Below are 13,280 nucleotides of genomic sequence, written 5' to 3' on the forward strand. Positions count from 1 at the left end.
CCCCTCCTGTTACTTATGCACTGCGCTGCAGCAGCATCGACTTAATATGGCCGATGGCGCGCGTCGGGTTCAGTCCCTTAGGACATACACTGACGCAGTTCATGATGCTATGGCAGCGGAATACGCTGAAAGCATCACTCAGTCCTTCCAGACGACTGTCGGTTTCGGTGTCGCGGCTATCGATCAGGAAGCGATAGGCAGCCAGCAGACCGGCCGGGCCGATAAACTTGTCCGGGTTCCACCAGAACGACGGGCAAGAGGTCGAGCAACATGCACAGAGAATACACTCGTACAAACCATCGAGTTTTTCACGCTGCTCAGGAGACTGTAAGTGCTCACGAGCCGGTGGATTTTGCCCATTATTCAATAAGTAAGGCTTAATCTTCTCATATTGTGCATAGAATTGCCCCATGTCTACCACCAAATCACGAACGACTGGCAGACCTGGCAAAGGACGGATAACAATTTTCTGGCCCGCGCGCTGCAACGCTGAAATTGGCGTGATGCAGGCCAGACCATTTTTACCGTTCATGTTCACACCGTCAGAGCCACAAACGCCTTCACGGCATGAGCGACGGAACGACAGTGTCGGATCTTTTTCTTTCAGCTGGATTAAGGCATCCAGCAGCATCATGTCACGGCCTTCTTCCGCTTCCAGGGTGTAATCCTGCATACGCGGAGCATCATCTACATCCGGGTTATAACGATAAACTGAGAATTCGAGTTTCATTATCCTGTCTCCGCATTAGTAAGTACGAATCTTCGGCGGGAACGCCGGACGCAGTTTCGGTTCCATATTGACGCTACGACGCGTCATGGATTCCGACTCTGGCAGATACAGGGAATGGCACAGCCAGTTTTCATCGTCACGATCCGGGAAGTCGAAGCGGCTATGCGCGCCACGGCTCTCGGTACGGAAGTTTGCCGACATCGCGGTAGCGAACGCCGTTTCCATCAGGTTATCCAGCTCCAGACACTCAACGCGCTGGGTATTGAACTCGCTGGACGTGTCGTCCAGACGGGCATTTTTCAGACGCTCGCGGATCGCTTTCAGCTGCTCAAGACCTTTGGCCATCGCATCCCCTTCACGGAATACCGAGAAGTTGTGCTGCATACATTCCTGCAGCGCTTTGCGGATTTCCACCGGATCTTCACCATTACGGTTGCCGTTCCAGCGGTTCAGACGCTCAAGCGACGCATCAATTTCATCGTCGGTGGCATCACGCAGCGCACCCTGCTCGGCAATAGACTCTTGCAGATGCAGACCTACCGCACGACCAAATACCACCAGGTCAAGCAGGGAGTTCCCGCCCAGACGGTTTGCACCGTGTACGGATACGCAGGCAATTTCACCGACGGCAAACAGGCCCGGGATAACAACGTCTTCACCCTGCTCGTTCACGGTCAGCGCCTGGCCGGTCACTTTGGTCGGAATACCGCCCATCATGTAGTGACAGGTTGGGATTACCGGGATAGGCTCTTTCACTGGATCGACGTGCGCGAAGGTACGAGACAGCTCCAGAATGCCTGGCAGACGCGATTCCAGAACCTCTTTACCCAGATGGTCGAGTTTCAGCTTCGCGTGTGGACCCCATGGGCCGTCACAGCCGCGGCCTTCACGGATTTCGATCATGATGGAACGCGCCACCACGTCACGACCCGCCAGGTCTTTCGCATTCGGGGCATAACGCTCCATGAAGCGCTCGCCGTGTTTGTTCAGCAGGTAACCCCCTTCACCACGGCAGCCTTCTGTTACCAGCACGCCGGCACCGGCGATGCCGGTTGGGTGGAACTGCCACATTTCCATATCCTGCACCGGTACGCCGGCGCGGATAGCCATACCTACGCCGTCACCGGTGTTGATGTGGGCGTTAGTGGTAGATTGATAAATACGGCCTGCACCGCCGGTCGCCAGCACGGTAGCACGCGCTTTGAAGTAGACCACTTCACCGGTTTCAATACACAGGGCAGTACACCCCACAACGGCGCCATCGGCGTTTTTCACCAGATCCAGCGCGTACCACTCGGAGAAAATAGTTGTGTGGTTTTTCAGGTTCTGTTGATACAGCGTGTGCAGCAGTGCGTGACCGGTACGGTCAGCCGCAGCTGCGGTACGTGCCGCCTGCTCGCCGCCGAAGTTTTTCGACTGGCCGCCAAACGGACGCTGATAAATGGTGCCATTTTCCAGACGGGAGAACGGCAGCCCCATGTGGTCCAGCTCCAGAATCGCTTCCGGGCCAGTCTTACACATATATTCGATAGCATCCTGGTCGCCGATGTAGTCGGAACCTTTGACCGTGTCATACATGTGCCATTCCCAGTTATCTTCATGGGAATTGCCCAGCGCAACGGTAATACCGCCCTGCGCGGAGACAGTGTGGGAACGGGTCGGGAAGACTTTAGAGAGCAGCGCACAGGTCTGGCCGCTCTGGGAAATTTGCAGTGCTGCGCGCATACCTGCGCCACCAGCACCAATCACAACAGCATCAAATTCTCTGACTGGCAGTTTCATTACACACCCCACACCACAACGAATCCATAAATAACGTAAACCACCAGTGCAACGACAATGACCAGCTGCAGAGGAAGGCGAATCGCCAGTGGTTTAACGTAATCGGTCAACACCTGCCACATACCAATCCAGGCATGAATAAGGATGGAGAACAGAGCCAGCAGGGTGAACACTTTGGTGAAGGCAGATCCGAAGAACCCACTCCAGATTTCCCACGTCAGCGTGCCGCTGGTCGCGAAGAAACCAATCATATAGATGATATAAAGGGTGAGAACGATGGCGGTAGCACGGACCAGAATGAAGTCATGTACGCCGTTGCGTCCTAATGCGGAGGCGTTGCTTACCATACGAGAACTCCTGCGAGAAGTGAAAGCACGACAGTCAATACAAATGAAATATTAGCGGAGCGTTTACCGGCTTCGAAAGTCTCTTCCAGGTAGCCAAAGTCCATCAGCATATGGCGAATGCCCCACGACAACGTGGTACGCCAGCGCAGTCAGAATGCCCCACATGATAAATTTCACGAAGAAGCTGTTCATGATGGCAGAGGCCTGGAGGAATCCTTCAGGAGAAGAGAGGCTGGTACCCAGTAACCACAGCAGAATGCCGACCGCCACAAACGTAATCACACCAGAAACGCGGTGCAGAATGGACGCTATTGCTGTTACAGGGAACCGGATCGTTTTGAGATCCAGATTGACAGGTCTTTGTTTTTTCACATTTCTTATCATGAATAACGCCCACATGCTGTTCTTATTGTTTCCTTCCTCCGGACTGCGATGCGGGTCAGACAGCGTTCCTTTTCTATAACTGCGCGTCATGCAAAACATTGCTTCCAAATGCTAAAACGACACGTTACAACGCTGGGTGGCTCGGGATTGCAGGGTGTTCCGGAGACCTGGCGGCAGTATAGGCCGTTCACAAAATCATTACAATTAACCTACATACAGTTTGTCGGGTTTTCTCTGGAACAGTGATCAGGGTCACGATAACAACATCTTTTTAATTTTTAATCATCTGATTTGACAAATGTTAAACAATATTGTTACAAACGTCATCAGAAAAGGCATATAATGCGCAAAAGTTATGAGGTCTCACTTTCACCTGACAAATAGTTATGTAACAGTGTGATGGTATTGACCGAAGTTATCAGGACAGTTATTAGTGATATACAGGTTTGAATAATTCGGACTGCGAAGACACTGATTTGCTGTTGTTTCACTGATTTTTCATGTTTTTACCTGCAAGGCGCCATAGCTCTGTACCCTGGTTTCTCCTCGTGAGCTGAGCGGTAAGCCAAATAACAAACTGGTAACGGTGAGAAATCAGCAGAATGCAAATCCGGTAATTGGCAGTCTTAAGCAATAAGGCGCTAAGGAGACCGTAAATGGCTGATACAAAGGCAACGCTCACCCTAAATGGTGACACTGCTGTTGAACTGGATGTGCTAAAAGGCACGCTCGGTCAGGATGTTATTGATATCCGTACGCTGGGTTCTAAAGGTGTATTCACCTTCGACCCTGGATTTACCTCTACCGCATCTTGCGAATCCAAAATCACCTTCATTGATGGTGACGAAGGTATCCTGCTCCATCGCGGCTTCCCCATCGATCAGTTAGCCACCGAATCCAACTATCTGGAAGTGTGCTACATCCTGCTGAACGGCGAAAAACCGACGCAGGCACAATACGATGAATTCAAAACCACCGTGACCCGTCACACCATGATTCATGAGCAGATTACCCGTCTGTTCCATGCTTTCCGTCGTGATTCTCACCCAATGGCGGTGATGTGCGGTATTACCGGTGCGCTGGCAGCGTTCTACCACGACTCGCTGGACGTGAATAATCCACGTCACCGTGATATCGCGGCGTTCCGCCTGCTGTCCAAAATGCCGACAATGGCAGCGATGTGTTACAAATACTCCATCGGCCAGCCGTTTGTTTATCCACGTAACGACCTCTCCTACGCCGGTAACTTCCTGCGCATGATGTTCTCCACACCGTGTGAAGAGTACGAAGTGAACCCGGTACTGGAACGTGCGATGGACCGTATTCTGATCCTGCACGCCGACCACGAACAGAACGCCTCCACCTCCACCGTCCGTACCGCAGGCTCCTCAGGCGCGAACCCGTTCGCCTGTATCGCTGCGGGTATCGCCTCCCTGTGGGGACCGGCGCACGGCGGCGCGAACGAAGCGGCACTGAAGATGCTGGAAGAGATCAGCTCCGTTGAGCACATTCCTGAATTCGTGCGTCGCGCGAAAGACAAGAATGACTCCTTCCGTCTGATGGGCTTCGGTCACCGTGTGTACAAAAACTACGACCCACGCGCTACCGTTATGCGTGAAACATGCCACGAAGTGCTGAAAGAGCTGGGTACAAAAGACGATCTGCTGGAAGTGGCGATGGAGCTTGAGCACATCGCGCTGAACGACCCGTACTTCATCGAGAAGAAACTCTACCCGAACGTCGATTTCTACTCTGGCATTATTCTGAAAGCGATGGGCATTCCGTCTTCCATGTTCACCGTGATCTTCGCCATGGCACGTACCGTTGGCTGGATTGCGCACTGGAACGAAATGCACAGCGAAGGCATGAAAATCGCCCGTCCTCGTCAGCTGTATACTGGCTACGAGCAGCGTGATTTTAAGTCTGACATCAAACGCTGATGTTAACGGGGTGTGGCCTGATGTCCTCACCCCATCCCTCTCTTACTCCGAGAGAGTGAAGACATTAAAAACGGTAACCCCCTGGGTTACCGTTTTCATTTTACTTCTGGCAGTGCGGACACCAGTAAAACGGTCTCGACGACAGCGTGGTTTTCGCAATTATCCCGCCGCACCGTTCACACGCCTTCCCTTCACGATGAAACACCTTAAAGCGGAACAATGCCCCATGGTGCCTGTTGTCATCCACCACGCCACGCGTGTTGTACGACAGGCGCGGGATATCCAGCAGTGCGTGGGATAACGCCTCCAGCTGTTCATCACTGAGTTGCGATGCCTTATGCTGCGCCGCCAGGCCCACCTCCCAGAGGATCTCCACCCGCAGGTAATTTCCTAATCCAGCCAGAAACGCCTGATCGAGCAACAGTCCGGAAAACTGTCGGTTACGAAACCGAGGTGACACCAGACGGGCTTTCACCTCACCCGGGGTCAGGCTCATATCCAGCACATCCGGCCCGACGCGCTGCAGGAACGGGTGAGTAAGCAGCTGCTCTGGCGTTAACAGTTCGATATCGGATGCGCTGTAGAGCAGAACCGCGTTGTCTGCCGTCTGGAGCCTGACGCGCAGCACGCGGGTTGTTTGCGGCTGCTCGTTTGCCTTCACCACGCGCCAAACGCCGTACAGCTGATTATGGCTATATAACGTCAGGTTATGGGAGAAATGCGTGAGCAGCGCTTTGCCGCGCGTTTCAATGTGCGTCACCGTCTGCCCCACCAGCTGGGCTTCAAACGGTTTCAGTTGAGGAAAAGCAAACCAGACATCCGTCAGCGGTTTGCCCTTTATCGCCGCCTCGAGGCTATCCGCTGCACGGCGGATCTCCGGGCCTTCAGGCATTTTTCTGTCCTTATCGTTATGTCATGCACTCACGAGAATACCCTGTTCCGCAAAGGCCGCCCGTAAGCGGCGTGCAAACTGCAGCGCATGCTCACCATCGCCGTGTAAACACACCGTATCCGCCTGGACTCTGGCCGTTGAACCATCAATTGCCTTTACCGACCCCTCACATACCATCGCCAGCGTTTGCGCCAGCGCCTGTGATTCATCGGTAATAAGCGCACCGGGCAGTGAACGGGGAACCAGGCTGCCGTCCGGCTGGTACCCTCTGTCAGCAAAAACTTCCTGACGGGTGGTTAACCCCAGCCGCTGTCCGGCGCGAATAAGCTCGCTCCCCGCCAGCCCCACCAGAATGAGCTGCGGGTTGCAGTCCCGCACCGCGCGGGCAATGGCATCCGCGAGAGCCGGATCTTTGGCCGCCTGATTGTAGAGCATGCCGTGGGGTTTCACATGGCGCAGCACGCCCTGCTGGGAACGCACAATCGCCTCCAGCGCGCCCGTTTGATAGAGCGTCTGGGCATACACCGTCTCAGGAGGGAGATCCATTGCCGTGCGGCCAAAATTATCCCTGTCAGGAAAACTGGGATGTGCCCCTATCGCCACGCCGTGCTTAATCGCATTACGCACGCTGACCAGCATGGTTTGCGCGTCACCCGCGTGAAACCCGCAGGCAATATTGACCGAAGAGACCAGCGTCATCAGTTCAGCATCGGCACTTCCGCCCTCACCCAGATCGGCGTTTAAATCAATCTTTGCCATCGAGCCTCCATGCCAGTTGTTCCAGATAACGCTGCTGATCCTGGCGTGCCTTCAGCGCCTCCTCCAGCGAACATTGCACAAAATGAATCGGCTGTCCGAGAGGAATTTGCGCCAGATGGTAGCGATCCGCTTCAATGATGCAGGCAATACGCGGGTATCCCCCCGTTGTTTGCGCATCGTTCATCAGCACGATCGGCTGACCGTTACCCGGTACCTGAATGACACCAGGTAATAAACCGTGTGAGAGCAATTCCCGATCTGTCGTACGGGTCAATGGCTGCCCCTGAAGGCGGTATCCCATACGGTTACTTTGCGGGCTGATCTTCCACGGCGAACGCCAGAACGTCTCCTGAGCGACTTCATCGAACTCCTGATATTCCGGCCCCGGTAAGGCACGGATCTGGTTGGTCCATAACAGCTGTTTTACCCCCAGGGCCGTCGAGAAGTGGCGCGTTGAGGGTTTAACCGCCAGACGATCGCCGTCACGCAGCAGACGCCCTTCATGACCGCCAATGCCGGCTTTCTGATCGGTGCTGGATGAACCCAGCACTTCTGGCACATCAATTCCTCCCGCAACCGCAAGATAGCTTCGCACGCCGTGCACAGGACGTTTGAGGGTCAGACGCTGCCCGGCTTTCGCCCGCAGCCGCCAGCCTGTCCAGACCGCTTTGCCATCCAGCTCGGCGTCACAGGCGGCCCCGGTTAAGGCAAACCAGGTCTCCTCGCCGAATTCAATCACACACTGGCCAAGCGTAATTTCGAGTGCCGCCGTGCTGCCAGGGTTGCCCACCAACACGTTTGCAATCTCCAGCGCAGGCCTGTCCAGCGCACCACAGTAGCTCACGCCCGACTGGCGCATGCCAAAGCGGCCGGCATCCTGCACGGACGTGTAAAGCCCGGCGCGAATCAGCGTTAACATACCCCCTCCTTCTGCGGGATAAAGCGCAGGGTATCGCCGGGACGAAGGAGTATGGGAACCTCCTGCCCTGGTTCAAATAACGGCCTGGACGTATGCCCGATAAGCTGCCAACCCCCCGGTGACGTCAGAGGATAAATGCCGGTCTGCTCACCCCCGATAGCCACCGTGCCCGCCGGCACGCTCAGGCGGGGTTCGGCGCGACGCGGCGTATGCAACTGCGGTGAGAGTCCCCCCAGATAGGGGAAGCCCGGCTGGAAACCTAAGAACCAGACCACGTAATCAACGCAGGCGTGCAATTCAACCACCTGCTTTTCCGTTAATCCGCAGTGTTCCGCCACCACGCCAAGATCGGGTCCATGCTCGCCGCCATACACCACCGGGATCTCAATTGTCCGGGAATCCGGCTCCAGCGCCTCGCTCTCTTCCCACCAGCGCTGCAAACGTTCAATAGCATCCAGCGCCAGCGTATGCGGATTACGCAGCACCACGGTGATGTTATTCATACCCGGAATCGCTTCAACCACTTCAGGCACATCGGCCAGGCGCTGCGTTAGCCGCCAGATACGCTTTTGCGTGGCAAGGGTCACTGGCGGTTCCAGCTCCAGAACCACTGCCGTTTCCCCCAGAAGATAACAACGCGCTCGCTGCACTCAGATACCTCTCATCAGGCCGGGTTAGGGATATCAATAAACGTGACATCCAGATCGGTATTTTCGGTCAGCCATTCACTGAGGGCGCGAATTCCGCCACGCTCGGTGGCATGGTGACCTGCCGCATAAAAATGCAGACCTTGCTCACGCGCCGAATGGACGGTCTGCTCGGACACTTCTCCAGTGATGAAGGCGTCGACACCAAAGCGTGCCGCGCTATCAATAAAGCCCTGACCACCACCAGTACACCAGGCAACCCGCTTCACCGTATCCGGACCGGTGTCACCGCACCAGAGCGGACGGCGTCCCAGACGCGCTTCAATCCAGGAAGCCAGCTCCAGGCCGGGCACCGGCATGGCCAGCTCTCCCCAGGGCACCAGCGGCTCAATTTCACCCATTACGGTAATCCCCAACAGCTGCGCGAGCTGTACGTTATTGCCCAGCTCCGGGTGCGCATCCAGCGGCAGATGGTAACCGTACAGGTTGATATCATTTGCCAGCAGCGTTTTCAGGCGGTTTCGCTTCATACCGCGAATGATCGGTGCTTCGTTTTTCCAGAAATAACCGTGATGGACAATAACGGCATCCGCTTCCTGACGGACAGCTTCGTCCAGCAGCGCCTGGCTTGCCGTCACGCCAGTGATAATTTTCTGCACCGTTTCGCGTCCTTCAACCTGGAGGCCGTTCGGGCCGTAATCGCTGAAGGAGGCGCTGTTCAGTTTTTCGTTAATCAGGCTTTCCAGTTCGCTGTTTTTCATCATCACTCTCTTAAGCTTTGCGGGCGGCCTCGTACGCCGCCAGCGTGGCGACACGCGCCTGTTTATGGTCAACAATCGGACGGGGATAATCGAGCTTCACGCCCTGTTTATCCGCCCATGCCCACGGGTCGTGGATCGCTTTTGCAGGGACACTGCTCAGCGCGGGCAACCAGCGGCGGATAAACTCACCGTCTGCATCAAATCTTTGTCCCTGCGTGGCAGGATTAAAAATACGGAAATAGGGCGCGGCGTCGGTTCCGGTGGACGCCGCCCACTGCCAGCCGCCGTTATTCGCCGCCAGATCGCCATCGATCAGCTGAGAAATAAAATACCGCTCCCCGACACGCCAGTCGATAAGCAGATCTTTCACCAGGAAGCTGGCAGTAATCATTCGCAGCCGGTTGTGCATCCATCCGGTTTCATTGAGCTGGCGCATCGCGGCATCAACAATCGGGAAGCCCGTTTCGCCTTTCTGCCAGGCCTGTAAGTGGCTCTCGTTGTGTTGCCATTTTACGTTATCAGTCCAGGGTATAAACGGACGATGCTTACATAAATCAGGGTGATACGTCATCAAATGGCGATAAAATTCGCGCCAGATAAGTTCGTTAAGCCAGACGGAGCCGGGCCCCCCGTCCAGTGCCTGCGGTTGTTCCGCCAGAAGACGATGCAGACACTGGCGCGGAGAGAGCACGCCCAGTGCCAGACAGGCCGATAAACGGCTGGTGCCCTCAGTCGCGGGAAAATCCCTGCGCGCGTCGTAATCGCCTGCGCCCGCTTTACAAAACTGGCGCAGCTTCGCGATAGCGTTTTTTTCGGTAGCCGGGAACAGAGTCTCATCAAACGCCTGTTGCGGATAGTCAAACTCCCGCTCGGGTATCTCCGTTATGGCGTCTCCCCTCACGGTGGGTGCAGCCACGCATTCCGGCAGTGCCTCCTTCAGTCTTTTAATGAAGGCATTTTTAAACGGCGTAAAGACTTTATACATCTCGTGGTTGCCGGTCATGACACTGCCCGGCGGCAGCATGACGCTGTCATCAAAACCCTGACACTCTACATCCTGCAGGATTTTCTCCAGCTGACGATCCCGCTGACGTTCATTGAATTCGTACTGATAGTTGTAAAAAAGGTGGGTGACATCGTACTGCTCACAGATTGCCTTCACAGCCTGGCATTGCGCGGAGAAGTCACTGACCTCTTTATAAATGAGCGGGATCCCTTTTTCGGCAAGCGAACACTGCAAGCCATTCAGATGTGAGCTGAGGTAAGCCGCCTGGCGTGGTGCCATAGCATGCTGCTGCCACTGCCCGGGGGTGGCGATAAACACCGCCAGCACGCGGGCTTCCGGGGAGCGGCAGGCAGCCGCAAGGGCGAGATTGTCATGTACGCGCAGGTCCGCGCGAAACCAAACCAGATGGGTGGGCATAAAACTCCTGGCAATTATCCATTATGTCCGTAAGGCCATGCCACTAAAGAGAAAATGCGGCTGGCTTTTATCTACTTTGCCATGAAGTGTAGACGCGATGAAATAAAAAAGGCCGCCCGGGGCGGCCTTAACGCTACGTATCTTGCGCCATCATGGTAAAAGCAATAAACACTGTCGGTTCATCACGTCTTACCACGAGTACGCTGGCGACAATGAACGCAATGCAAAAAGAGCGTTTCATCATGCGGTCCCTGCTGCTAACCGCTCCACCGTTCACCACCGGTGATAAGTCGGTGGACACACGCTCTGACGAGAGCCCAAAAACGGTCCAACGGACCGCGGACCCTGAGGAATAAAAAAAACCGCCACATTGCTGTAGGCGGTTTTTTTATTGCTGGTGTGTCGTCTTCGTATCAGTAAAAATCGCAGGTCGCTTTCTCGGCCTGATCCATCCACACCGGCTTCTCGCTGGTTTTGGCCCAGACGCGGTGCAAATAGCTATAAAAACGTGCGCGGTCTTTCCAGAAGAGCATCACCGGCAGGGCCAGCACGCCAGCCACTACGGCGAAAGTGCGACGCATGAAAACGATATGAGCCGGATACGCTTTATAAAGATCCATATTTTCTCCCCTATAGTTGGCCGGAAACATGCTCCGGAAAATTTGAAATCTGTGATCTGGCTAAAATAATACCGCTTTGTTTGTAATTTTACTACTCATCAGACCAGTTATTTTCATCCATTTAGTGAATATTTACATTTCCGCCGTAAGTAAGTTACAAAAAAGTTAACGATTTACTTACCAATAGTTAAATTGTGCCTTTTCCATTTTTATACTTTTTTTACACCCACCCTGCCGATTTTTGCGAAATCTTTGCGCCATAAATCCTACCGTTAACACAAATACAAATGTCACTCGGAGGTGGATTGTGAGTGCAGGTCTGATTACCGGCATCGTGCTGGTGTTCCTGTTATTGGGTTATCTGGTCTACGCCCTGATTAATGCGGAGGCCTTCTGATGGCTGCTCAGGCGTTTTTACTTATAGCCAGCTTTTTACTGGTCTTATTGGTGCTTGCCAGACCGCTGGGAACGGGGCTCGCGCGGCTGATCAACAACGTGTCCTTACCGGGTACGGGAAGTATCGAAAAAGGGATCTGGCGCGTACTGGGAATACGCGATCAGGAGATGAACTGGCGTCAGTATCTGGTCGCTATTCTGCTGCTGAATATCGTTGGGCTGGTCGCGCTCTTTGTCATGCTGATGTTGCAGGGTAGCCTGCCGCTGAACCCGCAACAGTTACCGGGCCTGTCCTGGCATCTTGCGCTGAATACGGCCGTCAGCTTTGTCACCAATACCAACTGGCAATCCTACGCCGGCGAAACCACGCTGAGCTACTTCAGCCAGATGGTGGGATTAACCGTACAAAATTTCCTCTCAGCAGCCAGCGGCATCGCGGTTGTCTTCGCGCTGACGCGTGCGTTTGCACGTCAGAATATGGGTACGCTGGGCAATGCCTGGGTTGATCTCACGCGCATTACTCTGTGGGTCTTACTTCCAATTGCTCTGCTCATCGCGCTGTTCTTTATTCAGCAAGGTACGCTGCAAAACCTGCTGCCTTACGCCCCTTATACCTCGCTTGAAGGGGCAAAACAGCTTCTGCCGATGGGGCCTGTGGCCTCACAGGAAGCCATTAAGATGCTCGGTACGAATGGTGGCGGTTTCTTCAATGCCAACTCATCGCATCCGTTTGAAAACCCAACGGCACTGACCAACGCAGTGCAAATGCTGGCGATCTTCCTGATCCCCGCAGCGCTGTGCTTTGCTTTTGGCGATGTGGTGAACGATCGTCGTCAGGGTCGCACCCTGCTCTGGACCATGTCGCTAATCTTTGTCGTCTGTGTTGCGCTGGTGATGTGGGCCGAATGGCAAGGTAACCCGCATTTCCTGACGCTGGGCGCTGACGGCACCATGAATATGGAAGGGAAAGAGAGCCGCTTTGGCATTCTCGCCAGTAGCCTTTATGCCGTGGTCACGACGGCGGCATCCTGCGGGGCGGTCAATGCTATGCACGACTCCTTCACGGCACTGGGCGGCATGATCCCGATGTGGCTGATGCAGATCGGTGAAGTGGTATTCGGCGGCGTAGGCTCGGGTCTTTACGGCATGCTGCTGTTTGTTCTGCTGGCGGTGTTCATTGCGGGTCTGATGATTGGTCGCACCCCGGAATATCTGGGCAAAAAAATCGATGTCCGTGAGATGAAGTTAACCGCGCTGGCGATTCTGGTCACCCCCGCCCTCGTGCTGGCGGGTACCGCACTGGCACTGATGACGGAGGCCGGACGCAGCGGCATCTTCAACCCTGGCATCCACGGCTTTAGCGAAGTGCTTTATGCCGTCTCTTCTGCTTCTAACAATAACGGTAGTGCCTTCGCAGGCTTAAGCGCTAACTCACCGTTCTGGAACTGTCTGCTGGCGTTCTGCATGTTCGTGGGCCGTTTCGGGGTCATTGTGCCGGTGCTGGCGATTGCCGGGTCGCTGGTGAGCAAAAAAATTCAACCGACCACCAGCGGGACGTTGCCGACCCACGGCGCGCTGTTTATCGGACTGCTGGCCGGTACCGTGCTGCTGGTCGGCGCCCTGACCTTTATCCCCGCCCTCGCGTTAGGCCCGGTCGCGGAATACCTCTCTTTACGCTGA

General features: G+C 54.9%; 13 protein-coding genes and 1 pseudogene. 3 read left to right on the plus strand and 11 right to left on the minus strand.

Annotated features, from left to right (window positions below; all coding sequences use genetic code 11):
• Nucleotides 1–13: 13 nt before the first annotated feature.
• The 4 genes and pseudogenes from sdhB to sdhC form a co-directional block, all read right to left on the minus strand.
• Nucleotides 14–730, minus strand: coding sequence for a succinate dehydrogenase iron-sulfur subunit SdhB (gene sdhB / locus QE396_RS10350; RefSeq protein WP_014169170.1), 717 nt, complete (start codon nt 728–730; stop codon nt 14–16).
• 15 nt (nt 731–745) lie between these two features.
• Entirely contained in the window at nt 746–2,512 is a 1,767-nt protein-coding gene (sdhA, locus tag QE396_RS10355; RefSeq protein ID WP_014883036.1) for a succinate dehydrogenase flavoprotein subunit, read from the minus strand.
• Nucleotides 2,512–2,859, minus strand: a complete 348-nt coding sequence (gene sdhD, locus QE396_RS10360; RefSeq protein ID WP_010428702.1) for a succinate dehydrogenase membrane anchor subunit — start codon at nt 2,857–2,859, stop codon at nt 2,512–2,514. Before sdhD ends, sdhA begins: the two co-directional genes overlap by 1 nt.
• Nucleotides 2,853–3,258, minus strand: a pseudogene (sdhC, locus tag QE396_RS10365) (succinate dehydrogenase cytochrome b556 subunit). Before sdhC ends, sdhD begins: the two are co-directional and overlap by 7 nt.
• 641 nt (nt 3,259–3,899) lie before the next feature.
• On the opposite strand from sdhC, the gene QE396_RS10370 reads away from it, so the two are divergent.
• Nucleotides 3,900–5,183: a citrate synthase gene (locus QE396_RS10370; RefSeq protein WP_014169167.1), complete on the plus strand. Its 1,284-nt coding sequence runs from the start codon at nt 3,900–3,902 to the stop codon at nt 5,181–5,183.
• 100 nt (nt 5,184–5,283) lie between these two features.
• Here the strand turns inward: QE396_RS10370 and nei are convergent, their stop codons facing one another.
• From nei to QE396_RS10405, 7 genes are all read right to left on the minus strand, one after another.
• Entirely contained in the window at nt 5,284–6,075 is a 792-nt protein-coding gene (nei, locus tag QE396_RS10375; RefSeq protein WP_020884968.1) for an endonuclease VIII, read from the minus strand.
• Nucleotides 6,076–6,096: 21 nt separating this feature from the next.
• Nucleotides 6,097–6,834 (minus strand): 5-oxoprolinase subunit PxpA, encoded by a 738-nt coding sequence (gene pxpA, locus QE396_RS10380; RefSeq protein WP_020884969.1) that lies wholly within the window; start codon nt 6,832–6,834, stop codon nt 6,097–6,099.
• Entirely contained in the window at nt 6,821–7,753 is a 933-nt protein-coding gene (pxpC, locus tag QE396_RS10385) for a 5-oxoprolinase subunit PxpC (protein WP_020884970.1), read from the minus strand. Before pxpC ends, pxpA begins: the two co-directional genes overlap by 14 nt.
• Nucleotides 7,747–8,403 (minus strand): 5-oxoprolinase subunit PxpB, encoded by a 657-nt coding sequence (pxpB, locus tag QE396_RS10390; RefSeq protein ID WP_014169163.1) that lies wholly within the window; start codon nt 8,401–8,403, stop codon nt 7,747–7,749. The genes pxpC and pxpB overlap by 7 nt, the downstream gene beginning before the upstream one ends.
• Nucleotides 8,404–8,417: 14 nt before the next feature.
• Entirely contained in the window at nt 8,418–9,161 is a 744-nt protein-coding gene (locus QE396_RS10395) for a type 2 GTP cyclohydrolase I (protein WP_020884971.1), read from the minus strand.
• A gap of 10 nt (nt 9,162–9,171) precedes the next feature.
• Nucleotides 9,172–10,584, minus strand: coding sequence for a deoxyribodipyrimidine photo-lyase (gene phrB / locus QE396_RS10400; protein WP_309950940.1), 1,413 nt, complete (start codon nt 10,582–10,584; stop codon nt 9,172–9,174).
• 413 nt (nt 10,585–10,997) lie between these two features.
• On the minus strand, nt 10,998–11,204 hold the full coding sequence (locus QE396_RS10405) for a YbfA family protein (RefSeq protein WP_014883027.1): 207 nt from the start codon (nt 11,202–11,204) through the stop codon (nt 10,998–11,000).
• Between the two features lie 307 nt (nt 11,205–11,511).
• Between QE396_RS10405 and kdpF the strand changes: the two genes are divergently transcribed.
• A complete protein-coding gene (gene kdpF / locus QE396_RS10410; RefSeq protein WP_015386886.1) occupies nt 11,512–11,601 on the plus strand; it encodes a K(+)-transporting ATPase subunit F in 90 nt (29 codons plus the stop codon).
• The gene (kdpA, locus tag QE396_RS10415; RefSeq protein WP_020884973.1) at nt 11,601–13,280 is read left to right on the plus strand and encodes a potassium-transporting ATPase subunit KdpA; all 1,680 of its coding nucleotides are present in this window, start codon (nt 11,601–11,603) and stop codon (nt 13,278–13,280) included. Before kdpF ends, kdpA begins: the two co-directional genes overlap by 1 nt.

The sequence above is a fragment of the Enterobacter sp. SORGH_AS_0287 genome (assembly GCF_031453695.1).
GTDB classification, from domain to species: domain Bacteria; phylum Pseudomonadota; class Gammaproteobacteria; order Enterobacterales; family Enterobacteriaceae; genus Enterobacter; species Enterobacter ludwigii.